Origin of the sequence: uncultured Mailhella sp., assembly GCF_947631555.1 — a bacterium.
Classification (GTDB): Bacteria; Desulfobacterota; Desulfovibrionia; order Desulfovibrionales; family Desulfovibrionaceae; genus Mailhella.
In genome coordinates, this window is sequence record NZ_CANRLT010000015.1 from 12,407 (window position 1) to 34,839 (window position 22,433).

Annotated in this window: 27 protein-coding genes; 8 read left to right on the forward strand and 19 right to left on the reverse strand. The window is 59.1% G+C overall.

Translation table 11 applies throughout. From position 1 onward, the window contains the following. Positions 1–2: 2 nt before the first annotated feature. From rpsQ to Q0Z94_RS03675, 16 genes are all read right to left on the reverse strand, one after another. Complete coding sequence (rpsQ, locus tag Q0Z94_RS03600) at positions 3–269, reverse strand: 30S ribosomal protein S17 (RefSeq protein ID WP_298067654.1); 267 nt, start codon at positions 267–269, stop codon at positions 3–5. 8 nt (positions 270–277) lie between these two features. Then, positions 278–469, reverse strand: coding sequence for a 50S ribosomal protein L29 (gene rpmC / locus Q0Z94_RS03605; protein WP_298067655.1), 192 nt, complete (start codon positions 467–469; stop codon positions 278–280). Further along, a complete protein-coding gene (rplP, locus tag Q0Z94_RS03610) occupies positions 466–885 on the reverse strand; it encodes a 50S ribosomal protein L16 (RefSeq protein WP_298067656.1) in 420 nt (139 codons plus the stop codon). Before rplP ends, rpmC begins: the two co-directional genes overlap by 4 nt. Continuing rightward, complete coding sequence (rpsC, locus tag Q0Z94_RS03615) at positions 885–1,526, reverse strand: 30S ribosomal protein S3 (protein WP_298067657.1); 642 nt, start codon at positions 1,524–1,526, stop codon at positions 885–887. The genes rplP and rpsC overlap by 1 nt, the downstream gene beginning before the upstream one ends. A 3-nt stretch (positions 1,527–1,529) precedes the next feature. Next, complete coding sequence (rplV, locus tag Q0Z94_RS03620) at positions 1,530–1,868, reverse strand: 50S ribosomal protein L22 (RefSeq protein WP_298067658.1); 339 nt, start codon at positions 1,866–1,868, stop codon at positions 1,530–1,532. Positions 1,869–1,879: 11 nt separating this feature from the next. Further along, complete coding sequence (gene rpsS / locus Q0Z94_RS03625; RefSeq protein WP_298067659.1) at positions 1,880–2,164, reverse strand: 30S ribosomal protein S19; 285 nt, start codon at positions 2,162–2,164, stop codon at positions 1,880–1,882. A 12-nt stretch (positions 2,165–2,176) separates the two neighbouring features. Beyond that, positions 2,177–3,007, reverse strand: a complete 831-nt coding sequence (gene rplB, locus Q0Z94_RS03630; protein WP_298067660.1) for a 50S ribosomal protein L2 — start codon at positions 3,005–3,007, stop codon at positions 2,177–2,179. Positions 3,008–3,009: 2 nt separating this feature from the next. Further along, positions 3,010–3,297 (reverse strand): 50S ribosomal protein L23, encoded by a 288-nt coding sequence (rplW, locus tag Q0Z94_RS03635; protein WP_298067661.1) that lies wholly within the window; start codon positions 3,295–3,297, stop codon positions 3,010–3,012. A 24-nt stretch (positions 3,298–3,321) separates the two neighbouring features. Further along, on the reverse strand, positions 3,322–3,951 hold the full coding sequence (rplD, locus tag Q0Z94_RS03640) for a 50S ribosomal protein L4 (protein WP_298067662.1): 630 nt from the start codon (positions 3,949–3,951) through the stop codon (positions 3,322–3,324). A gap of 23 nt (positions 3,952–3,974) precedes the next feature. Next, on the reverse strand, positions 3,975–4,604 hold the full coding sequence (rplC, locus tag Q0Z94_RS03645; RefSeq protein ID WP_298067663.1) for a 50S ribosomal protein L3: 630 nt from the start codon (positions 4,602–4,604) through the stop codon (positions 3,975–3,977). A gap of 11 nt (positions 4,605–4,615) precedes the next feature. Further along, positions 4,616–4,933 carry a 30S ribosomal protein S10 gene (gene rpsJ, locus Q0Z94_RS03650; protein WP_298067664.1) on the reverse strand — a complete coding sequence of 106 codons (318 nt, stop codon included), beginning with the start codon at positions 4,931–4,933 and terminating at the stop codon, positions 4,616–4,618. Positions 4,934–5,662: 729 nt separating this feature from the next. Then, entirely contained in the window at positions 5,663–7,417 is a 1,755-nt protein-coding gene (locus tag Q0Z94_RS03655; RefSeq protein WP_298067665.1) for an NAD-binding protein, read from the reverse strand. Between the two features lie 297 nt (positions 7,418–7,714). Beyond that, positions 7,715–8,419, reverse strand: coding sequence for an epoxyqueuosine reductase QueH (locus Q0Z94_RS03660; protein WP_298067666.1), 705 nt, complete (start codon positions 8,417–8,419; stop codon positions 7,715–7,717). 112 nt (positions 8,420–8,531) lie between these two features. Continuing rightward, entirely contained in the window at positions 8,532–9,881 is a 1,350-nt protein-coding gene (locus tag Q0Z94_RS03665) for a sodium:alanine symporter family protein (RefSeq protein ID WP_298067667.1), read from the reverse strand. A gap of 221 nt (positions 9,882–10,102) precedes the next feature. Continuing rightward, positions 10,103–11,122, reverse strand: coding sequence for an ornithine carbamoyltransferase (argF, locus tag Q0Z94_RS03670; RefSeq protein ID WP_298067668.1), 1,020 nt, complete (start codon positions 11,120–11,122; stop codon positions 10,103–10,105). A gap of 25 nt (positions 11,123–11,147) precedes the next feature. Further along, positions 11,148–11,858: an N-acetyltransferase gene (locus Q0Z94_RS03675; RefSeq protein WP_298067669.1), complete on the reverse strand. Its 711-nt coding sequence runs from the start codon at positions 11,856–11,858 to the stop codon at positions 11,148–11,150. A gap of 243 nt (positions 11,859–12,101) precedes the next feature. Here Q0Z94_RS03675 and gap point away from each other — a divergent pair, with 243 nt between their 5' ends. Next, positions 12,102–13,148: a type I glyceraldehyde-3-phosphate dehydrogenase gene (gap, locus tag Q0Z94_RS03680; protein WP_298067670.1), complete on the forward strand. Its 1,047-nt coding sequence runs from the start codon at positions 12,102–12,104 to the stop codon at positions 13,146–13,148. A gap of 594 nt (positions 13,149–13,742) precedes the next feature. Here gap and Q0Z94_RS03685 read toward each other — a convergent pair. Continuing rightward, positions 13,743–14,174, reverse strand: a complete 432-nt coding sequence (locus Q0Z94_RS03685) for an ACT domain-containing protein (RefSeq protein ID WP_298067671.1) — start codon at positions 14,172–14,174, stop codon at positions 13,743–13,745. Positions 14,175–14,188: 14 nt separating this feature from the next. After that, positions 14,189–14,383 (reverse strand): twin-arginine translocase TatA/TatE family subunit, encoded by a 195-nt coding sequence (locus Q0Z94_RS03690; RefSeq protein WP_298067672.1) that lies wholly within the window; start codon positions 14,381–14,383, stop codon positions 14,189–14,191. Between the two features lie 231 nt (positions 14,384–14,614). Between Q0Z94_RS03690 and Q0Z94_RS03695 the strand changes: the two genes are divergently transcribed. The 7 genes from Q0Z94_RS03695 to Q0Z94_RS03725 all read left to right on the forward strand — a co-directional run bounded on the left by Q0Z94_RS03695 (position 14,615) and on the right by Q0Z94_RS03725 (position 20,595). Further along, positions 14,615–15,385, forward strand: coding sequence for a hypothetical protein (locus tag Q0Z94_RS03695; protein ID WP_298067673.1), 771 nt, complete (start codon positions 14,615–14,617; stop codon positions 15,383–15,385). Between the two features lie 7 nt (positions 15,386–15,392). Further along, positions 15,393–16,085, forward strand: coding sequence for an HAD hydrolase-like protein (locus Q0Z94_RS03700; RefSeq protein WP_298067674.1), 693 nt, complete (start codon positions 15,393–15,395; stop codon positions 16,083–16,085). 82 nt (positions 16,086–16,167) lie between these two features. After that, complete coding sequence (gene dksA / locus Q0Z94_RS03705; protein ID WP_298067675.1) at positions 16,168–16,530, forward strand: RNA polymerase-binding protein DksA; 363 nt, start codon at positions 16,168–16,170, stop codon at positions 16,528–16,530. 37 nt (positions 16,531–16,567) lie between these two features. After that, positions 16,568–18,112: an NFACT RNA binding domain-containing protein gene (locus Q0Z94_RS03710; RefSeq protein WP_298067676.1), complete on the forward strand. Its 1,545-nt coding sequence runs from the start codon at positions 16,568–16,570 to the stop codon at positions 18,110–18,112. A 620-nt stretch (positions 18,113–18,732) separates the two neighbouring features. After that, entirely contained in the window at positions 18,733–19,839 is a 1,107-nt protein-coding gene (locus Q0Z94_RS03715) for a glycosyltransferase (protein WP_298067677.1), read from the forward strand. Between the two features lie 341 nt (positions 19,840–20,180). Then, positions 20,181–20,405, forward strand: a complete 225-nt coding sequence (locus tag Q0Z94_RS03720) for a hypothetical protein (RefSeq protein WP_298067678.1) — start codon at positions 20,181–20,183, stop codon at positions 20,403–20,405. Positions 20,406–20,445: 40 nt separating this feature from the next. Next, complete coding sequence (locus tag Q0Z94_RS03725) at positions 20,446–20,595, forward strand: hypothetical protein (protein WP_298067679.1); 150 nt, start codon at positions 20,446–20,448, stop codon at positions 20,593–20,595. A gap of 342 nt (positions 20,596–20,937) precedes the next feature. Here the strand turns inward: Q0Z94_RS03725 and Q0Z94_RS03730 are convergent, their stop codons facing one another. Beyond that, positions 20,938–22,398, reverse strand: coding sequence for a tyrosine-type recombinase/integrase (locus Q0Z94_RS03730; RefSeq protein ID WP_366517568.1), 1,461 nt, complete (start codon positions 22,396–22,398; stop codon positions 20,938–20,940). Positions 22,399–22,433 lie beyond the last annotated feature (35 nt).

Here is a 22,433-nt window from a genome sequence, read left to right on the forward strand (position 1 = left end):
GACTAGACGGCCTTTTCAAGCACGGACACCAGATGCCAGCGCTTGTTCCGGCTCATGGGCCGGTATTCCACAATCTTGACCTTGTCGCCGATTCCGCACTCGTTCTGAGGATCGTGGGCAGTGAATTTCTTGTGCCGGCGAACGTACTTCTTGAGCAGCGGATGCTGAACCAGAGTTTCGACCAGCACGACAATGGTCTTGTCGCACTTGTCACTCACCACAGTCCCGACGAGCGTTCTGCCGTTGCGCTTTTCGATTGCGCTGTTCATATCCGCTCCTACTTCTGCGCGGCCGCGGCGAGAGCCGTGAGCACGCGGGCAATGTCTTTCTTGGCGGCCGGAATGGACGCCGTCTTTTCCAACTGTGCCGTGGCATGCTGGAAGCGCAGGTTGAAAAGTTCCTGACGCAGTTCAGTCAGCTTGGCCTGGAGCTGTTCGACGCTCATTTCGCGCAATTCCTTCATCTTCATGCGAAGGCTCCCTCCTTCACCACGATCACGGTCTTCACGGGCAGCTTGTGGCCGGCCAGCGTGAGCGCGCGTTTGGCAACTTCAAGCTCGACGCCCTTGATTTCATAGAGCACGCGCCCGGGTTTCACCGGTGCGCACCAGCCCACAGGGGCGCCCTTGCCGCTGCCCTGACGGGTGGCCAGAGGCTTGGCGGTCACAGGGTGGTCAGGAAAGACTCTGATCCAGACTTTGCCGCCGCGGCGGATGTGGCGCATCATGGCGATACGGGCGGCTTCGATCTGCTGGCTGGAAAGCTTGCCATGTTCGACAGCCTTCAGGCCAATCTCGCCGAAAGCGATGGTGGCGCCGCGATTGGCCGGGCCACGCAGGCGGCCTTTCTGCCACTTGCGGAATTTGATTCTCTTGGGAGCAAGCATTAGCGTTCAACCTCTTTGTCAAGGATTTCACCCTTGTAGACCCACGCCTTGATACCGATGAGACCATAGGTGGTATGCGCTTCGGCGAAACCGAAGTCGATGTCGGCGCGCAGGGTCTGCAGCGGCACGCGGCCGTCGCGATACCATTCGGAGCGCGCGATCTCAGCGCCCGCGAGACGGCCGGCGCAGGAGATCTTGATGCCTTCGGCGCCGAACTTGCGGGCCATCTGCACGGTGCGCTTCATGGCGCGGCGGAAGGCAACGCGGCGTTCGAGCTGCATGGCGATGTTCTCGGCGATGAGCTGCGCTTCAATTTCGGGGCGGCGGATTTCGTTCACCTCGAGCGCAAATTCACGGCCGAATTTCTGCTTCAGGTCAGCACGCAGCTTCTCGATTTCCGCACCCTTGCGCCCGATGACGATGCCGGGCTTGGCGGTGGAGAGGATGAGACGGATGCGTCCGCCGAAGCGTTCGATCTCGATCTTGGCAACACCGGCGCTGTACAGCAGCTTCTTCACGTACTTGCGGATGTTGTGGTCCTCAAACACGAAGGAAGCGTATTCCTTCGCGCTGAACCAGCGAGACTGCCAATTCTTATTGTATCCCAAACGGAAGCCGTAAGGATGTACTTTCTGACCCATAGCCTATTCCTGTCCTTCCGCGAGAATTACGGTGATGTGGCTGGTGCGCTTGCGGATGTGCATGGCACGGCCCTTAGAACGAGGCATGAAACGCTTCCAGGTGGGGCCTTCGTTGACCACCACGTCCTTGACGTACATGGAGTCCACATCGATGCCGGGGAACTGGGAAGCGTTGGCCAATGCCGAACGCACCACGCCGTAAAGAACTCCGGCAGGCTTGTTGGGCGTGAACTTGAGCTGGTTCAGGGCATCTTCCACGGGAAGACCCTTGATATTCTGGGCAACCAGACGGGTCTTGCGGGGAGAAACGCGCTGAAACTTGCAGATTGCTTTAGATTCCATGACGCTACTCGCTATTTTTTGACCGCTTTCGTCTTCTTGTCCGCAGCGTGGCCGTGGAACGTGCGCGTGGGCGCAAATTCGCCCATCTTATGGCCGACCATGTTTTCCGTCACAAAGACCGGAATGAACTTCTTGCCGTTGTGCACGGCGAAGGTCAGACCAACCATTTCCGGCAGAACCATGGAACGGCGGGACCAGGTCTTGATGACCTTGTGGTCGTTGCTGGCAACGGCCGCTTCCACCTTCTTCATGAGGCTGCCGTCCACAAAAGGACCTTTTTTAAGAGATCTGGGCATGTCCGGCTCCTCTTACTTCTGACCGCGGCTCTTGACGATGAGGCGGCCGGAAGGCTTCTTCTTTGCACGGGTCTTGTAACCCTTGGTGGGGATGCCCCAGGGCGTCACAGGATGACGGCCGCCGGAGCTGCGGCCTTCGCCGCCGCCCAGAGGATGATCCACAGGGTTCATGGCGACACCGCGGACCTTGGGACGGCGGTTCAGCCAGCGATTGCGGCCGGCCTTGCCAAGGCTGATGTTCTCATGCTGCACGTTGCCCACCTGGCCCACTGTGGCGACGCAGGCGCCGAGCACCTTGCGGACTTCACCGGAGGGGAGGCGGAGGATGACGTACTTGCCGTCCCTGCCCACGATCTGGGCGTAGGTACCGGCGGCGCGGCACATCTGACCGCCGCGGCCGGGGTGCATTTCAACGTTGTGCACGTTGGTGCCCACCGGAATGCGTGACAGAACCAGGGCGTTGCCGGGCTTGATGTCGGCCTTGTCGCCGGATTCGATCACATCGCCCTGCTGAATGCCCACGGGCGCGAGGATGTAGCGCTTTTCGCCGTCGGCGTAGCTGAGCAGCGCAATGCGCGCGGTGCGGTTGGGATCGTACTCGATCTCGGCAACGCGGGCGGCGATGCCCATCTTGTCGCGCTTGAAATCAATGATGCGGTATACCCGCTTGTGGCCGCCGCCGCGGCGGCGGCTGGTGACGCGGCCGTTGTTGTTGCGGCCGCTCTTCCTGTTGAGACCTTCGGTAAGAGCCTTTTCCGGCGTGGATCTGGTGATTTCAGCGAAGTCGGAAACGGTCTGGAAGCGACGTCCGGCCGAGGTCGGTTTCAGCTTGATGACAGCCATCCCTAGACCCCCTCGAAGAATTCGATTTTGTTGTCGGAGGCGAGGGTGACATAAGCCTTGCGATAGCCGGCGATACGTCCCTTCACACGGCCCTGGCGCACACGGCGGCGCGGCTTGACCGTAACCACATTGACATTCGTGACCTTGACCTTGAAGGCTTCTTCCACTGCCTTACCGATCTCGATCCTGTTGGCCCTCGGAGCGACGAAAAAGGCATACACCCCGCCTTCGCGGAGAGCGGTAGCCTTTTCTGTCACGACGGGCCGAAGAAGAATTTTAGTGTAATCCATGTCCATTCCTTTCAAGGCGAGCGACTACTTCAGTCTCTCTTCCAGGTGGGGCAATGCGCCTTCCAGCACCACGAGCTGCCGGCAGTTGAGCACGTCGTACACGGTGACGGCATCGGGCGTGACGAGCGTGACGCCGGGAAGGTTGCGGGCGGCCAGCGCCAGCTTGGGATCCACTCCGCCTTCGGCGGGAGCGGCCACGACCAGAGCCTTGGTGAGGCCGAGAGCCTTGGCGACGCCGGCGAAAAGCCTGGTTTTGGCTTCGGCAAGTTCGATGCCCTTCACGACCATGAGCCCGTCCTCCACGCGGGAGGAAAGAGCCATGCGCAGCGCCAGGGCGCGCACTTTCTTGTTAACCTTGAAGCTGTAATCGCGCGGCTGGGGACCAAACACGATCGCGCCGCCACGCATGACGGGGGAACGGTTGGAACCTTCGCGCGCGTTACCGGTGCCCTTCTGCTTGAAGGGCTTTTTGCCGCCGCCCGACACAAACGCACGGGCCTTGACGGCGTGAGTTCCGGCGCGCAGCGCAGCGCGGTAGGCACGAACCACAAGGTTCAGAATCTCCGGCCTCACTTCGACTTCGAACACTTCGGGAGCGAGGGTGACTTCCCCGACTTCCTGCTTGTTCTGATCGTAAACTTTCATAACAGCCATTGCTTCATCTCCTGTGCAGCGTACTACTGCTTGCGCACCAGCACCAGACCGTTCGCGGGGCCGGGGACGGCGCCCTTGACGAGGATGACGTTGTCCTCGGGGCGGACTTCGACGATTTTCAGGCCCTGCTGGGTCACGCGCTCGGCGCCCCAGTGACCGGCCATCTTCTTACCCTTGAACACATGTCCGGGGAAGGTGGTGTTACCGATGGAACCGCCGGAACGATGCACCTTTTCGTCGCCGTGACCGTCGTCGATACCACGGAAGTTCCAGCGGCGCATCACGCCCTGGTAGCCCTTACCAATGCTGGTGCCCGTCACCTTCACAGTGTCGCCCGCGGAGAAGATTTCAGCGGTGATGACCTGACCGGCTTCCACGCCGGCAGGCTCGGCAAGGCGGATCTCGCGGGTCTCGCGGCACGGAGCCACGCCGGCCTTGGCGAAATGACCGCGCATAGCCTTGGTCACTTTCCTTTCGGCGACCTCGCCAAAGGCGAGCTGAAGAGCGTTGTACCCGTCCTTTTCCACCGTCTTGACCTGGGTCACGGGGCACGGCCCCGCCTTGATCACGGTCACGGCGACGGCTCTGCCGTCATCGGCGAAAATACGGGTCATGCCCAGCTTTCGTCCAATAATTCCCATTTTTTCAGACATGACGCCCCTCTCTAAAGCTTGATTTCCACATCGACGCCGGCGGGCAGGGAAAGCTTGCCCAGAGCGTCCACGGTCTGCTGCGTGGGGTCGAGGATGTCCATAAGGCGCTTGTGGACCCTCATCTCGAACTGTTCACGGGACTTCTTGTTCCCATGGACCGAGCGCTGAATCGTGTACTTGTGAATATTGGTGGGCAGGGGGATAGGCCCGGCCACACCGGCGCCGGTATTGCGCGCCGTGTCCACGATTTCCGCCACAGCCTTGTCCAGGATGCGGTAATCGTAAGCCTTAAGCTTGATACGGATACGATCACTGCCAACTGTCGTCATTGCGAATCTCCATTTTCTGGCAAACCCGCTCCGGCCGATCCCCGCAGGAGTATTTCAGCCGGAGAATTCACCGCCCGGAGGCGGCTGACCGGTCAGGATACCGATCATTCATGAAGTGTTTCTTCTTCGCTCACCTTGCGAAAAAAATACTTCTCGTTCCTACACCCAGCGCCGGGAACGGCCAAAGACGCCTTGACGCGGCTCTCGCCGCGAGGCTTCTTCAAAAATGTCTTGTACGGGGGATAAAGGAGGAACGGACCTTGCGGCAGCCATTCCGCACCCCTGCTATCATTTCTGAGAAGCCGTCCTGGTCGCCGACCCGACATGCCGGAACTGCGTCCGGCAGACAGGTGGTCCCGCAGGAGCCAACACACCCGGAAGAGGATTGCCCCGCTTCCGGAAACCTTTGCAGCCGCGGTAAGCGCAGCCGCTGGAGGCTTGACATCCTAGGCATGTGTGACGCCTGCAAATGTCAAAACCCTGAAGCAATGCTCAGAGTACATCAGGACAGGTTCAACCTGCCCTTCCCTGCCGTCCAGGGAGAAGCCCCTCTGCTGAAGGGCTTTTTTGTTCTAGCCATATCCCCCCGGGCCGTCAAGCGTTTTTTTTCTTTTTCCGCACAATCCCTGTTTACCGGAACTCACTGAGCGCAAAGCGGCGCTCCGTGCAGAAAAAGACCGTATGCCGGAAGGCGGGGGATGCGCCGTCAGAACGCTTCCGGAATGCGGCTCACGAACGCGGGGGCATGGGCCTGATTCTGGCAGAGGCAGGAGCCGCAGCCCGCTCCGGCCAGAATTCCTCATAATAGGAAGCCTCGGCCTCGGAGCCGCCCACGAGGAAGAGTTCATCGTCGGATTCAAATTCACGGTGCGGGTCGGGGTTGACCAGCGTTTCCCCTGCCGAGGTCTTCACCGCCACCACGTTGCAGTGGGTGGCCGTGCGGATGCCGCTGGTGGCGAGCGTGCGTCCGGCCAGCGCCTTTCCGGCGGGGGCGCGGAACAGGTTCATGCCCTCGTTGAGCATGAACACCCGCCCGGGGTCAAGCAGATTGATGATGCGGTTGGCAACGAGCGAGGCCAGAGAGAGCACGAGGTTTGCGCCCGCCGTATGCAGGACCCGGACGTTGCGGTCGAGGTTGGTGCGGCTGATGATCTGCACGTCCGGGCGGATGCGGCGGCAGTAGATGGTGAGGTAGATATTGATGTCATCGTCGTGGGTGGTGATGATGATGGACGGAGCCGTGTCGATGCCCGCCGCCTTGAGCGTGACCAGATCCGAGGCGTCCCCCACCTGCACCCGTATCCCCGGCACGAGAGGGGCGATATTTCTCTTGTCCACGATGACGACGTCCACCCCGCGGTCGTGCAGGGCCTGGGCCGCGGCCATGCCGACTCTGCCGCCGCCGAGCACCAGCACAGGCCCGGCGGCCTGAGCTGCCGGTTCGAGCAGCAGGGCGCGGGAGAAGCCCTCCATCTGTTCGCGGGTCCCGGCGATGACGAGAACCATGTGTTCGGAAAATTCGGTGTCCGGCGTGGGAAATTCAAAGATTCCGCGGTTCCAGAGTCCCACCACGTTGATCCCGTAGCGGCTGCGCAGGCCGCTCTGACGCAGGCTGAGTCCCGTCAGCGAGGTCTGCTTCACCGGAACCTCGGCGATGACCAGAGGGCCAAGCGTAGTGAGCGTGCTCAGGGCAAGCTTGCCGGTGAGTACGCGGCGTGTCAGCGAGCGGCCCAGCGCCTTGCGGAACTGGAAGACCCAGGTACACCCGGCCAGGCTCAGGATCTCGATGGACTCGTCCCGTTCCGCCCGTGAAACCACGGGGACTGTGCCCGTCAGTTCGCGGAGCTTGAAAATGGAATTCATGTTGCGGGCGTCATCGTCCAGCGTGACGACCATGCGGGCGTTTTCGGCGCGGAGACTGCGATAGACCTCCACGTCGTCGTAGTCGCCCATGACGGCGTGCAGTCCCTGATCCATGAGTTCAAGGGCCTGCTGGGTACTGCCGCTCAAAAGCACGCTGTAGAAGCCGTAGCGCCCCAGAACCTGCGCCAGATTGCGGCAGATGGGGCTGTCGCCCACGATGATCACATGGCCGGCAGTGCTGGCGGGCAGGCTGTGCTTGACCTCCCGCGCCTTCTGCGCGTCCAGCCAGGGTGTGTACACAAGCTGAATGAAGGCGGTGGGCAGGACAATGAGCAGCGCCAGGATGCCCGTAAGCAGCACCAGCAGGGAAAACGCCCTGCCCGCATCGGAAAAGAAGGTAATGTCGCCGAAGCCCAGCGTGGACATGACCGTGAGCGTCCAGTACAGGCCGGTGATCCAGGAATACGAGCGCCCCTCGTACTCCATGATGACATGGAAGATGACGGTGAAGAGCAGAATGACGGCGCCCAGTATGCAGATATACTGGAAGAAGTAGCCGAAATTGCGCCTGGTTCTGCGCTGCTGGATGAAGGATGAAACCTGTTCCGAAAAAAATTTCATGGGAAAAGTATGCCCCGATAGCCTGTTCTATGCAAGCCGAATCTGCCCGTGCGGGAGGCAGGCGCGGGTATCAACCTGAGGCAGCAAGACCCCTTGGCGTTTTGCGCCTTCTCCAGGGAAGTCCTCCTTCCCGGGCTTCCGCCTTTCTGACATCCCGCGCTTCCGGGCGGGGCTGCGTCCGGTCTGAAGGCCAAGGCTCAAAACATAACGGTGAAAGACGAAGAAAGCCGCACCGTTCTCAACCCTGTCTCCTGCGGCCAAGGCCAGGGGCGGCTCTGCCGTATCCTTAAAAAATAATCAGCCCTGGAGTGCGCCGCGCATAAGCGCCCACTTCTCCCGCAGCCTCTTTTTCGCCTCGGCCGCCTCCCGGCGCCGGCGGCGCTCTTCGGCTTCAGCGGCAAGGCGGGCCGCCCGTTCACGCTTCGCCTCCTGTTCTGCGGCCTTGCGCCGTGCCGCAGCCTCCTGCTGGATGAGCGCTTCCCTGCGGCTCAGGATGCAGCCGCACCACTTCTGCCGGTACAGTCCCAGTTCGCGGCACAGGGCGATGCCGTCCCTCCACCACGGCCGGAAGTCCCGATAGAGAAAGGCCGCGCCGCAGTGTTCTGCCGCACGTTCCGCCTCGGCGCGGATAGTTTCATGATGCTGATACACGGAATAGAGCAGGCTGGAAGTGAACGCCTCAAAACCCAGAGCCGTCGCACGTTCTGCCGTGCGCTCCATACGCGGCCGGTAGCAGAGGCGACAGCGCTCCCCTTCCTCAAGCGTCCCGTCAAGCGCCTTCACCCAGAACGCGGGCACAACGGCTTCCCCCTCCTCCATGAGCGGCACGTTCAGGGCGTCCGCGGCCTGGCGCATGGCCTCAAGCCTCCGCATCCACTCGTCCTGCGGATGGATGTTGGGATTGTAAAAAAAGGCCGTGACCTCCCAACCCTCCTCGCGGAGGCGGACGATGGGCATGAGCGAACACGGGCCGCAGCAGACGTGGAGCAATATCCGGGGCATGGCACAGGCGGGCGAAAGGGAACGGAACGCCCCGAACATAGCGCGGAGACGGGAAAAAGAAAAGTGCCGGTCCGCGCACGGACCGGCACTCGCAGAGGCGTTCTTGAAAAAACTAGTTCTTCGTGTTGTATTCCCGAACCATCTTGAACAGGACGGGGCTGAGCAGGAGCAGGCCGATGAGGTTGGGCACGGCCATAAGCGCGTTCAGCACGTCGGCGATGAGCCAGGCAAGGTCAAGGGAGAGCATGGCGCCCACGGGCACAACGCAGACGAAGATGATGCGGAAAGGCTTGAGCGCGCGGTCGCCCAGCAGGTAGATCCAGCAGCGTTCGCTGTACACGCACCAGCCGAGAATGGTGGAGAAGGCGAACATGGCCAGGCAGATGGCCACCATGGCCGAGCCGATGCCGGGCAGGGAGGCTTCAAAGGCCGCCGAGGTGAGCGGAGCGCCGGAAACGGCGCCCTCAATGTTCCAGAGACCGGAGCACAGAATGGTCAGGCCGGTCATGGTGCAGATGATGATGGTGTCGATGAACGGGCCAAGCATACCCACATAGCCCATGGCCACGGCGTCGTCCGTGGTGGCGGTGGCGTGAGCCATGGCCGCGGAGCCGAGACCGGCTTCGTTGGAGAAGATGCCGCGGGCAACGCCCATGCGCAGGGCCTGCATGACCGTGGCTCCGGCAAAACCGCCGAGGGCGGCCGTACCCGTGAAGGCATCGTGGATGATGAGGGCAAACACGCCGGGAACCTTGTCAAGGTTCATGCCGATGACCACCACCGCGCACAGAACGTACACCACGGACATGAAGGGAACCAGCTTGCCCGACACCGCGCCGATGCGCGAAACGCCGCCCAGCACCACGATGGCAAGCAGGACGAAGACCGCGACGGCCGTCACTTCCACCGGAATGCCGAAGGAGGCGTGCATCGAGTCAGCAATGGAATGGGCCTGCGTCATGTTGCCGATGCCGAATCCGCACAGACCGCCGAAAATGGCAAACAGCGAACCAAGCCAGGCCCAGCGGGGGCCGAGGCCGTTCTTGATGTAGTACATGGGGCCGCCCACCACATGCCCGGCGGGGGTGACTTCACGATATTTCTGGGCAAGGACGGTTTCCGCGAACTTGGTGGCCATGCCGACCATGGCGGTGCACCACATCCAGAACAGCGCGCCCGGGCCGCCCGTAAAGATGGCCGTGGCAACGCCGGCGATGTTCCCCGTGCCGACCGTGGCCGCGAGTGCCGTCATGAGTGCCTGGAAGGGCGAAAGCTCGCCGTGAACCTCATCGTTCTTCGTGCGGCCGTGCCAGGTCAGCCGCATACCTTCCCCGAGTTTAAGCCAGGGAACAAAGCGCAGGCCGACCGTCAGATAAAGGCCCGTGCCCAGGATGAGGGCCATCATGATCGGACCCCAGACGATGTCGTCCAGTACCGTAATAACCTGAGTGATAAACTCCATAAAATTGACTCCTCAACAATTTTCTCAGCAGGGGGGACTTTACATTTATGAAAACAAAAAAGCAAGCGACATGCTGATTTTTTTCAAATTTTTGTCCGCTCGGGCCTTGCCGGGCCGTTCTTTTTGCCAAAAATGAAAAAACCTGCCGTCTTTTGTGCCGTGCCGGGAACAGATATGCCCGGCGCGGAACCGGGCACGTCCGAGGGCAGAAAGGGGGAGGTTCAGTCGTCGAAGAAGATGGGCGGAATGTCCGCCAGTGTGGCCACCATCACCGCCTTGATGGTGTGCATACGGTTTTCGGCCTCATCGAAAACGATGGAGTTGGGCGACTCGAAGACTTCTTCGGTCACTTCCAGGCCGTCCAGTCCGAATTTCTGGTAAATGGACTCACCCACGGCGGTTTCCCGGTTGTGGTAGGAAGGCAGGCAGTGCATGAACTTGCAGCCGGGGTTGCCGGTGAACTCCATGCTGCGGGCGTTCACCTGGTAGGGCAGGAGCTGGTCGATGCGCTCCTTCCAGACTTCCTCGGGTTCGCCCATGGACACCCACACGTCGGTATAGACGAAATCGCAGCCCTTCAGTCCCTCGGCCACGTTGTCGGTACGCACAATTTCCGCGCCCGTCCCGCGGGCCACGGCAAGGCACTGTTCGTAGACGCCGCCGCTGGTCTGAAGAGCGCGCGGAGCCACGGAACGGAACTTCATGCCCATCTTCGCCGCGCCCATCATCAGGGAATTGCCCATGTTGTAGCGGGCGTCCCCGATGTAGGCGAAGGTGACTTCGTTCAGGGGCTTGCCGGCATGTTCCCGCATGGTGAGAAAGTCCGCGAGCACCTGCGTGGGATGCGCCTCGTTGGTAAGCCCGTTCCACACGGGAACATCGGAAAACGCGGCAAGCTGCTCCACGATGTGCTGGCCGAAGCCGCGGTATTCGATGCCGTCGAACATGCGGGCGAGCACGCGGGCGGTGTCGGCCATGGACTCTTTCCTGCCGATCTGCGAGCCTTCGCTCAGGTAGGTGCAGTGCGCGCCCTGGTCGTGGATGGCCGTCTCAAAGGCGCAGCGGGTGCGGGTGGACGTTTTTTCAAAGATCAGGGCGATGTTCTTGTTTTCCAGGAAACGCTGCTCCCGGCCCTCCCTGCGCGCCTGCTTGAGGCGGGCGGCCAGGCGGAGCAGATAGTCAAGCTCATCCGGCTGAAAATCGGCAATCTTGAGAAAATCCCTGTTCTTGAACTTTTGCATGAAAAGCCTCCTGCAGAGGGGGGGATCAGAAGTGCAGCATCATGCCGACTTCGTCGCATTTGTAGAATTTGGGGCACTTGCTGCATTCCGCCCAGACCACGGGGGAAAGCGTATCCCGCGCCACGGCGGCAAAGCCCAGCGAGGCGAAGAACTCAGGCGCCAGCGTGAAGGTGAACACCCGGCCCGCTCCCAGCCTCCGCGCGTCTTCGATGAGATCGAGGACAACGCGGCGGCCGAAGCCCCTGCGCTGAAGCGCCGGATGGACGGCCACGGAACGCACCTCGGCCAGATCCTCCCACAGCACATGCAGTCCGCCGCAGGCCAGAACCAGCTCCCGGCCGCCGCTCTCCGCCGTGATGACGCGGTAGTCCTGGATGTTCTGGTACAGGTAAAGCGGGCCGCGGGCGAGCATGATGCGCGCCGAGGCGAACTCGTTGATGAGATTGGACATGCCGTCCACATCCTGAATGCGGGCCTTGCGGGTGACAAGTTTCGCCGGCACCGTCACGCCGCTCAGGTCGGGAAGTATGGATTTTTCCCCGGCGCCGGTAGCCTGCGGGAAAGAAGCGCGAGGAGGCATGATGTTCCCCATGTTTTCCGATTCTCCAGAAACGCCGGGCCATACGCCGGCAAGACGCCGGGCACAGGCCGGAAGCGCCCGTACACCGCCTCCTGCGGGAAGCAGGACGGGACAAAGCCCGGACAGAAAGAGGTAAACCGTCAGAAAAAAGTGCAATTTAGCGCGTCCAGGATAGCTTGGCAAGGCTTGTACTCCCCGTTTTTAAAAATTTTTCCCCGAAACAAAAAAATTGCCGCTCCCAGGTTCTTCTGCTATGCTCGCCTTTGTTTGCGAAATCTTGTCACAAAACACGGTCCGCGGCATACCCCCCCTGACGGAAGAGGCTGTTCCGTCCACACCCTGCGGGGAACCGCGCCGCCCATCAGAAAAGCCCGTCATCCGGGCTAAAGGAAAGGAATCATGGAAAAAGTCAGGATTGCCATCAACGGCTTCGGACGCATCGGCCGTCAGGTTTTCCGCACTGCCTGCGACAACTATCGCGATAACGTCGAGATTGTGGCCATCAACGACCTCATGGACGCCCGCACCAACTTCCACCTGCTCAAGTACGACAGCTCCTACGGCCAGGCTTCCTTCGATGTGGAACCCTCCGACGAGAAGGCCTCTGTGGGCGGCGTGGAATATACGCCCGTCAAGGCCGGCGGCTGGAACGTGGCCTGCCTCGCCGAACGCGACCCCAATAAGCTGCCCTGGAAGGAACTCGGCGTGGACATCGTGGTGGAATCCACCGGCATCTTCCGCAGCGCCCAGCAGGCCGCCGTACACATGGAACGCGGCGCCCGCAAGGTCGTCATCACCGCTCCCGCCAAGCAGCCCGACCTCACCGTGGTCATGGGCGTGAACCAGGAAATGTACGACCCGGCAAAGCATCACATCCTGTCCAACGCTTCCTGCACGACCAACTGCCTCGCCCCCGTGGTCAAGGTGCTGGATCAGGAATTCGGCATCAGCCTGGGCAACATGGTCACGGTGCACTCCTACACCAACGACCAGCGCATCCTCGACCTGCCGCACAAGGATCTGCGCCGCGCCCGCGCCGCCGGTCTGAACATCATCCCCACGAGCACCGGCGCGGCCAAGGCCGTGGCTGAAGTCATCCCCTCCCTGAAGGGCCTGTTCACCGGCTACGCCCTGCGCGTGCCCACGCCCACGGTGTCCATCGTGGACTTCTCCGCCCTCCTGAAAAAGTCCACCGACGCCGAAACCCTGATCGCCGCTCTCCGCGAAGCCTCCCAAACCAGCCTGAAGGGCATACTCGGCGTGAACGATCTGCCGCTGGTCTCCATGGACTTCAAGGGTGACAGCCGTTCCTCCATCGTGGAATCCGAATACTGCACCGTCCAGAACGGCACCTTCGCCAAGGTGGTGAGCTGGTACGACAACGAATGGGGCTACTCCAACCGCGTTGTCGACCTCATCTGCTACATGCAGAGCAAGGGCCTGTAGTCCCTCGGAACGCTTGCGGGGGAACGGAGGACTTTCTCCCCGTTCCCGTTACGCTGTGTGCGTGTGTGTCCCTCCCCATCGGAGGGACACTTTTTTTCTCTCTTCTTTTTTCTTCTCTCTCTCTTTTTTTGGTTTAACTTGGTTTGGTTTAACTTGGATTGGTTTGGATTGGTTTAGGTTTTCGCATAACCCGCCGGTTTTCGGAAACTACCTGGGTTTCCATCAAAACCCATCGGTTTTTCGAAAACCCGTGGTTTTTCTGAAACCCGTCCGTTTCACATCACCCATGCACCGGAGCGCACTCCCCGGCTTCTGCCGCAAATTTTTCAGCACTCTCCGCTGTGCCGCGCTTGTGAATGCGCTTAAAACGACATTCCGGCAAGGCCGCATCGAGCGAACCCTGCCGGAATGGTGTTGGAAAAACGCACTCAACCACGCCCCGGAGGCATGAAAAGCATGAGAGAACAGCGAGATGCTGAAACGTACCTGGAAACGGTGAAAAAACAAACGCGGCACGGCGGCCTGAAAAACCGGCGCTTCCCCTTCCGGCAGACTCCTGCCGGGCCGGGCGCTGTTTCGCCCTGCCGTGCGGTGTCAGTCGCCGAGTTCCTCCGGTCCGAGGACACGCACGCCCTGTTCCCGCAGGACGGCGATGGCGTCCTTGTTGCGGTCGAAACGGAAAATGAGCGTCGCCTTGGACGACTCGCGCTGGGTGTAGGCGTACAGGTATTCCACGTTGATGCCGTGCTCCGAGAGCAATGCCAGAATGCCGCCCAGTCCGCCCGGCCGGTCCGAGACCTCCACGGCCACCACCGGCGTGGTTCCCACGGTGAAGCCCGCATCCTGCAGGGCTTCGCGGGCTTTGGCAATGTCGTCCGCCACGAGCCGCAGCACGCCGAAATCCGTTGTGTCCGAAAGCGACAGCGCACGGATGTTCACCCCGGCCTCATAGAGAATCCGCGTCACGTCTCCAAGCTGGCCGGCCCTGTTCTCCACGAACACGGAAATCTGTTCAACGGTGGTCATGGCTCACCCCGCTTTCAGGCGTCTTTGCTGCCGGACTCGCCGCCGCTCTTTTTGGTAACATCAATTTCGTCAGGTTCCGAGGCGGCCTTTCGGAAATCACGGATGGCCCGGCCAAGCCCCCTGCCGATCTCAGGCAGGCGCTTCGCACCGAAAATCACGACAATGAGGAGAAAAATAATCAAAAGTTCATGCGTGCCGATACCAAACATAGCAGCCTCCGAAGCTCTCAATTTCGTTTCCGTTTATACGGGAGAGCCGCGGCAATGGCAAGCCCCGAACCTGCGGGAAAACGCGGCGGCAGGGCAGACGGCGGCGCATCTTCCCTCTTCCCCTCCCCCCCTCTTCGTTTTCCTCCCCCTCCCCTTCCCCCTCTCCCGCGGTTTTGTTTTCCTCTTGCCTCGCGGGCTGTCTCCCCGTATACTGGCGGCAAAGGAATCTCCATGCCGACACCGTTCACCCTCGCCCTGCCCCGGCTTCACGCCGGACTGTGCCCGCTCCCTGAAAGCTGCCTCCCTGAAGGCTGTCTCACGCTCTGGCCCGGTCTGCCTTCTCCGCCGAAGCGAAGCTGGCGGCCCAGGTACCCGTGGGACAGCGGCCAGGCCGCGGCCTGTCTCGAAGACTTTCGCCGCGCCAGCCGCGACGGGTTCAGCGGCACTCCCGTGCTGACCCTGGGCGCGGAACCCGCTCCTCCCGGACTCAGCCGGGCGGAACGCGACGCTCTGCGGGAAATGCTCGGCGCACCGGCGGAAGACGCTTCGCTCCCGCCCCGTCTCCGCGCCCAGAAGACGCTGCTTCTGACCTGGCTTCAGGAAGAACAGGCGCTGGAACTCACGGCGCTGGAACAGCGCGTCCGGGAGCGGCGGCGCAGCCTGACCGCGCTCCTTTCCGGAGAGGCGCGGAAAGAAGCCCCCGTGCCCCTGCCCGCCGGCCATCCCCTGCCCGACTGGACCGTCCCGCTCGCCGCGGCTCTGACCTTCCTGCCGGACATGCCCGCCCCCACCGCCTTCTTCGTGAACAGCAGCGCCATGGCCGCCGCCCTCGCCGTTCTGGGCACGGCGGAAGAGTGCCCGCTTCCCGGATGCGAAGCCCGAGGCCTCTCCGCCCGCAGCCTCGCCCGGCTCTGCGGACGAAACGCGCTGAAGGCTCTGGAAGACACGCTCACGCCGGAAACCCTCGAACGCCCGCTCACCCTCATCCTGCCCCGTCCCTGAGGCCTCCATGTCCCATCTTTCCGTATCCGGGCTTTTCCACTGGCTCGAAGATTCGTTTCACGCCGCGCCCAAGGGCATCATCTTTGACTGTGACGGTGTCGTCATCGATTCCCGAAAGGCCAATATCGGCTACTACAACGCCCTGCGCGCTCATCTCGGCATCCCGCCGCTCACGCCGGAACAGGAGGACTTCGTGCAGATGGCCACCGTGCACCAAGCCCTGAACTCCCTCTGCCCCAGCGCCCTTCTGCCCCTCCTGCGCGACGCCGCAAAGCGCATTGACTACGAACGGGACATCCTGCCGAAAATCACGCACTACCCGGGTATCCATGCGCTGCTCGACCTGTGCCGGGAGACCGGCATCCGCCTGGGCATGGACACCAACCGCGAGGACGGCATGGACACGATCCTCGGCAACTGCCGCCTGCGGGGCTACTTCGACCCGATCGTGCTGGCCAGCCATGTGCGCCGCCCCAAACCCTTCCCCGACGGGGCGCTGGCCATCGCCCGGCAGTGGAACCTGCCCCCCACTGCCCTTCTCTTCCTCGGCGACAGCGTCACGGATCGGGACGCGGCGCAGGCGGCGGGCATCCCCTTCCTGACCTTCCAGACCGAAGGACTTTCCGAGGCATCCATCGCTGATTTTGACACGCTGCGCCTTGCGCTGGCCCGTTTCCGGGAAGAGAGTACGCGGCCTTAAAAATTTCCTTTACAGAAAAAAAGTTTTAGTTTAAAAGACCTTATCTCAAAAGGTATGGCGTCTCGCTGCGCCAGGAGGAACCTTGACTCCCCAAGACTTGGAATACTTTCGCGATCTCCTGAACCACATGCTCGTCGAGGCCCAGCATAACGGCGACTCGACCATTGAGGAGATGACCGACACCCAAACCGCCTTCGCCGACCCTTCCGACAGAGCCACTGCGGAATCCGACAGGTCTTTCACTCTGCGCATCCGCGACCGTGAACGCAAACTCATCACCAAGATTCAGGAAGCCCTCAAACGCCTGGACGACGGAGAATACGGCATCTGCGAGGAATGCGGCGAAGAGATCAGTCTCGCGCGTCTGAAAGCCCGCCCCGTCACCACTCTTTGCGTGGCCTGCAAAGCCAAACAGGAAGAAGGCGAGGAGATCCGGGGCAGTTAGCCCGCCCTGAACTCACGCTGTCCCCGCACAGGGCCTTATGGACGCCCACCTTTTCCGCAGGTTCTGTTCCGCGCTCATCCCCGGACTTTCGGGCGCAAGGATGGAAAAAATCCACGCCCCGGCTCCGGGTCTTATCGTCTTCACGCTCTACGGAGGCCGCAGCGGAGACGGCAAGCGCTTTCTCACCCTCCGCTCCGGGCGTTCTTCCCCGCTGCTCTTCGTCTCTGATCACCGTGTGCCGGTGAACGCCCAGCCCCCGGCCTTTGTCATGCGCCTGCGCAAGCACCTTTCGGGGGAACGCGTCGTCCGCGCCGTCTGCCATTGGACGGCCCGCCGCCTCTGGCTCGGGTTTTCCGGACTCTCCCAGCCCTGGCTCTGCCTCGACCTGCGCGAAGGCCCGTCCCTCGGCTTTGAAGCGCCTCCGCCTCCCGAAGAACCCCTCTGGCCTTCCGCACTGCCCACAGATCCGGACGGCTGGCGCGGCTGGGACGTGCTCACCCCGGCCCTGCGCCGCACGCTGCCCCACCTCGACCCCCTGGACGCCGCCGCCCTGCTCGCCGACCTCGAAGCCGGAGACGGGGACGTTTTTCTCTACGAAAACGATGACGGGCGGTGCGAAGTTTCGGCGTGGCCTCTTCCGCCCGCACAGCTTGAGGGCCTGAAGGGGCGCTGGCGTGAGACGGCCTGCGCTGATCCGCTGACTGCCCTGAGCCGGGCCGGAGAACAGGTCTACGGCGCCCTTTCCGAACAGGCGCGCCTTGCGGCGGCCCGGCCCTTCTCCGCCGAAGCCGCACGGCTGGAGCGCCTCCTGAAAAAGCTCGACGCCGAAGAGCAGCGTCTTTCCGCCCTGCGCGACCGTCAGAAGGACGCACTCCTGCTCCAAAGCCAGCTCTACCGTTTCGATGCATGGGAAAAGCACACCCATGTCACTCTCGACAGCCCTGAAGGCCCGGTTGTCCTGCCCCTCGACGGCTCGCGCACCGTGCGGGAAAACATGCTGGAACTCTTCCGTCAGGCCGGGCGGGGACGCCGCGGGCTTGAACATCTCGCCCTGCGGAGGGAAGCCGTGCGGGAGGAAAAGGCCAGGGCCGAAGCCGCGGCACTGCGCAGCCTCGCCGCCGTGAACGGAACTTCCCTTCCGGCAAACGCCCCCCAGCTTCCGCGGCAAAGCGTCAAGGCCGCGGATCCCGGACTGCCCAGGCAGGTGCAGGCCTTTCGCAGCAGCGACGGCTTTCTCATCCTGCGCGGCAGGGACAGCAAGGGCAACGGGCTTGTCCTCAAGCTCGCCGCGCCCCACGACTACTGGCTGCACACGGCAGACGGGCCAGGCGCCCACGTCATCATCCGGCGCGACCACTCCGCGCAGGACGTGCCGGAACGCACCCTGCTCGAAGCCGGCGCTCTGGCCGCCCTGAAGAGCTGGCAGAAATATCAGGAACGTGCAGAAATCCAGTACGCCCTGGCCAGGTTCATCCATCCCATGAAGAACGCCGCCCCGGGCACCGTGCGCATCGACCGCAGCGAAGGCGCGTTCCGCGTAACTCTCGACCCGGATCTCGAACAGAGGCTGGAAAGCCACTAGCGGACGGACACAGAACGCTCACGGGCAGGGCAGGCGTCAACGTCTGTCACGTTCCCTCCCGTCAGCTAGAACGGCTGACGCAAAACCAATCGCTCCTGCCTCTTGCCGGACGTCTGCTTCCGCGATAGTCCGGGACTCCGTAAAAAGGGAATTTTGTGAGCTGCATGGCGGCGTTCGGAGAACCTTCATGCCGCAAGACGGCGTGAGCGGCCATGCGCCCCGCTTTTATCCAATGCGCCGTAAAATCTCTCCCTTCAGGGGGAGGATATAAGGCGCTCCTTGTCTGGAATTTGACACTTCTGTCTTTTGTTTGTTAATTTCCAACACGGCGGCAGGACATGCCGTGTCAGCCTGTGGAGAGAGTGAGACCTGGGGGAACAGGCGGTTGGTTCGAATCCGTAACATTCCCCACGTGGGAATAGTTACGGCGAAAACCAGGCCTTGTTCCTCCGGGCAGTCCCGTTGAAGCAGGAACCCGCTCAGGGATGCTGTCGTAAGATGGCTTCCGCTGGGAATCCCCAGACTTCAGGAGGGGGAGGATGTCAACCTGACTGGCGGGACAACCGCCCGGACTTCAGCCTGCCGCCTTATCCGTCACGACATCACCGAAGGAGTTTTCCATGACAGCCATCCACTTCGTCTCTGACTGCCCAAGGATCATTCATGGATATAATTTTGGCAATGTTCTCTCTCCCATACCGCAAATCTCTCCGTATATAGGCAAGAACAATGGCCATGTACATATCACTATTACCCTAACTTGGACAATATTGCAAAACAACAGACTTGAACTTCTTGCAAATGAGTATTTCAAATATAAAAGAAAATATCCAAACATCATAGTAACTATTCTTGCCAATGAGCCAAAGGAACTTGACGCCCTGCGCTCAAAAAATATTCGCTCTTGCTTATGTAGTCATAACGCTTTTCTTGACGAACATCTGTACACAATTAACAGTGAAAAGCAGAAAAAATATGATGCTGTTATAAACTCAAGAATGAGTCCATACAAACGAATAGAGTTAGCCAGAGATATAAAAAATTCATGCCTTATAACCTATTTTCTTGACCCATCCGATCAGGATTATGCCAGAACCATTGTCCCCTATGTTACTGAAGATGGGCGGGGCGTATGCAAGAATATGAACTTTCCGCAATATCAGAATGGCCAATGGAAATGGCTGTCGCGTGAGGATGTCAACGATATCTACGCGCAAAGCAGGTGCGGGGTTATTCTCTCTCCTTATGAGGGCGCATGCTTTGCCTCCGCCGAATATCTTTTATGCGGCCTGCCTGTGGTTACCACTGCCAGCATCGGAGGCAGAGATGAGTTTTTTGATAAAGATTATGTTATTTATACCGATCCAGATCCAAAATCCGTGGCAGAAGCGGTAGATAAGGCGCTTGCCCTGACTATCAGCCCAGAGGAAATACGCAATAGAACCATAGAAAAAATGCACGCCATGCGCTCGAATTACTGCGATATGCTGAACAATATAGCGAAAGAAGAAGGCATGGATATAAACTTCCATGAGAAATGGGGTGATTTCTTCATTAACAAAATGCTTAATAATTATCCAGGTGGATTAGAAAATGAACTCAGAGAAGCTTTGAAAAATGCCGGACTGCGGGTATCGTTCCCTGTCATCCACCGGCTGCATCTTTATCATAAGCTGTTCAAGGAATGGTTAAGAAAGTATAAATTCAAATATAAAATATTAAGATAGCAAAGCCCTTCAGGGTGTTGCGTGTACGCTGGGAAAGAAAGGCAGAGGAAGGCATCTTGCTTTTCCTGCCGGAAAAGCGCGAACAGCGCCGAACTTCCAGTTCGGCGAAAGGCATCTGCTGGCGGTCTAAGGAAGGAAAAGGCAAGTAAAGCCTAAATCCTTATCCGCCGGAGGCGCGAGCGTCAGCGAGCAGATAGCGCAGGCGGCGTGTTCGTCAGGCTTCGCCTGCGAACATGGTCACACCGCCGAAGCGGAGCAAACAGGCATCTTAAACCTTGCCTTAATGCAGCGGCTATGCTGAAAGCGAGGTTGCCGAATGGAGTACTGGTCAGGACTTTTTGATGAGCCTGGATACTGTGATTGATCTCGGCAAGGCGTGCGGCAGGGAATGGTCCGAAGCGGAAAAGGCCCGCCTGCGCGAAATCGGCAACAGCTTGAATCTCCGGAAGGACGCTCCGGAAGGACGACGCACTCTGGCCGTTGCTGGCCGCGATGGAATATCAGCGCGTCTACTAGCAATAATGCAGCAAAGCCCTTCAGGGCGGGGTGAGGCTCTATCGGCCTAAAGGCCGAGATCTCAAACCATAAAGGAAGTAAGATGAAGCGTTGCCGGAGAAAATCACCGAAGCGTCCTGTGTCATCATGGGCGGCATGGCCGCTGCCGCCGAAAAGGAGACTTCCGCGCAAGCCAGGCTCACCGGCCGAGTGGTGAAAGAAGCTCAAAACCTTACTTCAAAGATTCAATACGGCAATTGATGCCGATGTGGCTGCTGGCCTATGGGAGCCTGATGCTCTGGGCGGGCTTCCGCCTCGACACGGGGAGAAATGTTCCTTTGGCGGAGGTTCTGCACATGCCCTCCGGCTGGTTTATCAGCGGGCCGTGTCTCGCGGCGGGTGTGTTTTGCGGTACTTTGCGCGCAATGCGCTTTGCCGAAGCGGAGAACGTGTGGCACAAAAAAGGATTGGCAGCTCTCTTTTTTCCAATGTCAGGGGGTATCCTATGTAGTCACATGATAACATACTGAATTAACTATATGCTCCGCTTCGGCAAAGCTTAACTCCCTTCATCCGCATCACTGTACAATATCTATAAACTTGTCAACTAAGACTTGATATGGAACGCATCACCAAATCAACGTCTTGATTTTCAAGTTCATGGATAATATGAAGATACGTTTTTTGTGTTGTTGTCATGCTGGAATGCCCAAGCCTGCGTGCCACACTGGCAATTGATACTCCTGCAAACAATAATAATGAGGCATGAGTATGCCGTAATCCATGAATGGAAATTACAGGAATTCCAACATTTCTACAATGCCTTGCTAGTATTGAATTTGCTGTTGAGTTATACATATGCTCTTTTAAAACAAAGATGGGCTCTGCTGGTGACATATTTTTGACAAGTTCTGAAAATTGAATAACCGTCTGCCAGTCAATCTGAATTTTACGCACCGATGATATATTTTTTGTCGGGAGAAAACCTCCTTTTCCTTTGTAGTCCCATGTCTTGCTGATGGACAACGTTTGATGCGCAAAATCAAAGTCTTTTGGGGTGATGGCTAATGCTTCTGAAAAGCGTATCCCCGTCTTTGCCACAAGCAGAATCAGCCAGTCCCAGCTTATTCCCCTATGGAGATTCAAGCTGGATAAAAGCTTATGCAGTTCAAATTGATTCAGGTATTTTATTTTCTTGTCACGAGGATTTTTCCCTTTTATAATTACCTTTCGTGTTGGATCTTTTACGATTAATCCTTCATCAATAGCATCAAGAATGGCTCCTTTCAGCTGATGATGAAAATCCATAGTCGTCTGGCGCTCATGAAATACTGCATAATCGTTGAGCAGTTGCTGGTATGTTGCGCGTGTAATATCACATAGACGAAGATCAGGTGCCAGCTTTGTTATCCATGACTGCGTCATAAGATATTTTTTCATCGTTACATTTCTGACAGCACCATCTTTATACACTCTTATCCAACGTGCATAATATTGGTAAAAAAGATCCGTTGCTTTTACCTTGCTTAACATACTTCTACCTCCTGTTGAGTGTAAAATGCGCTTACGCTGATGAAGGGTGATAAGGCGGTCGAGGTGGCGGAATAGCTCCCCAATTTTGTATTGTTCTGTTCTGCTAGGAACACAAAAAGCTGTATTTTCCAACTCTTTAGAGTTTATTGATTCAAAAGTAGACCCAGCCGAAAGACTTTTCCAATAACCAATGTTTTTAAGATGTTTGAGCTGTTGATAAATAAATTCATTTCCCTTTATAGCAGCAACACCTCGGCCTAAAACCGCGTGGTAAGCTGTTTTCCCAATATCTCCTACTGGTGCTCTTACAGTGAAAATAATATCTTTTGGGGTACATTTTTTGGTGACTTCGGTAGTCCAAACCCTAGGAGTAAGCCAACCATCAGTAAGATCTGCATTACCTTGAATCAAAATATGATCATTGGGATTTGATGTGTAGTTGGCTCCTTTAGGTGATTGTCCCATTATTATAGTAGTTATCTCCCCCAGCTTACGCTGTTCCCAAACATACGAAATGGGCCGGAGCAGCAGCCCCGGCCCTTTAAATGCAAAATGAGCATTCCACT

Coding starts and splice junctions, on each gene's coding strand:
- rplV (WP_298067658.1), bottom strand. CDS start 1,868: ATGGAATCTAAAGCAATCTGCAAGTTTCAGCGCGTTTCTCCCCGCAAG.
- rpsQ (WP_298067654.1), bottom strand. CDS start 269: ATGAACAGCGCAATCGAAAAGCGCAACGGCAGAACGCTCGTCGGGACT.
- rplD (WP_298067662.1), bottom strand. CDS start 3,951: ATGGCTGTTATGAAAGTTTACGATCAGAACAAGCAGGAAGTCGGGGAA.
- Q0Z94_RS03690 (WP_298067672.1), bottom strand. CDS start 14,383: ATGTTTGGTATCGGCACGCATGAACTTTTGATTATTTTTCTCCTCATT.
- rplP (WP_298067656.1), bottom strand. CDS start 885: ATGCTTGCTCCCAAGAGAATCAAATTCCGCAAGTGGCAGAAAGGCCGC.
- Q0Z94_RS03660 (WP_298067666.1), bottom strand. CDS start 8,419: ATGCCCCGGATATTGCTCCACGTCTGCTGCGGCCCGTGTTCGCTCATG.
- Q0Z94_RS03700 (WP_298067674.1), top strand. CDS start 15,393: ATGTCCCATCTTTCCGTATCCGGGCTTTTCCACTGGCTCGAAGATTCG.
- rplC (WP_298067663.1), bottom strand. CDS start 4,604: ATGTCTGAAAAAATGGGAATTATTGGACGAAAGCTGGGCATGACCCGT.
- Q0Z94_RS03665 (WP_298067667.1), bottom strand. CDS start 9,881: ATGGAGTTTATCACTCAGGTTATTACGGTACTGGACGACATCGTCTGG.
- rpsC (WP_298067657.1), bottom strand. CDS start 1,526: ATGGGTCAGAAAGTACATCCTTACGGCTTCCGTTTGGGATACAATAAG.
- Q0Z94_RS03685 (WP_298067671.1), bottom strand. CDS start 14,174: ATGACCACCGTTGAACAGATTTCCGTGTTCGTGGAGAACAGGGCCGGC.
- rpsJ (WP_298067664.1), bottom strand. CDS start 4,933: ATGACGACAGTTGGCAGTGATCGTATCCGTATCAAGCTTAAGGCTTAC.
- rpmC (WP_298067655.1), bottom strand. CDS start 469: ATGAAGATGAAGGAATTGCGCGAAATGAGCGTCGAACAGCTCCAGGCC.
- Q0Z94_RS03710 (WP_298067676.1), top strand. CDS start 16,568: ATGGACGCCCACCTTTTCCGCAGGTTCTGTTCCGCGCTCATCCCCGGA.
- Q0Z94_RS03695 (WP_298067673.1), top strand. CDS start 14,615: ATGCCGACACCGTTCACCCTCGCCCTGCCCCGGCTTCACGCCGGACTG.
- Q0Z94_RS03715 (WP_298067677.1), top strand. CDS start 18,733: ATGACAGCCATCCACTTCGTCTCTGACTGCCCAAGGATCATTCATGGA.
- rplW (WP_298067661.1), bottom strand. CDS start 3,297: ATGGATTACACTAAAATTCTTCTTCGGCCCGTCGTGACAGAAAAGGCT.
- rplB (WP_298067660.1), bottom strand. CDS start 3,007: ATGGCTGTCATCAAGCTGAAACCGACCTCGGCCGGACGTCGCTTCCAG.
- Q0Z94_RS03720 (WP_298067678.1), top strand. CDS start 20,181: ATGAGCCTGGATACTGTGATTGATCTCGGCAAGGCGTGCGGCAGGGAA.
- Q0Z94_RS03655 (WP_298067665.1), bottom strand. CDS start 7,417: ATGAAATTTTTTTCGGAACAGGTTTCATCCTTCATCCAGCAGCGCAGA.
- rpsS (WP_298067659.1), bottom strand. CDS start 2,164: ATGCCCAGATCTCTTAAAAAAGGTCCTTTTGTGGACGGCAGCCTCATG.
- argF (WP_298067668.1), bottom strand. CDS start 11,122: ATGCAAAAGTTCAAGAACAGGGATTTTCTCAAGATTGCCGATTTTCAG.
- gap (WP_298067670.1), top strand. CDS start 12,102: ATGGAAAAAGTCAGGATTGCCATCAACGGCTTCGGACGCATCGGCCGT.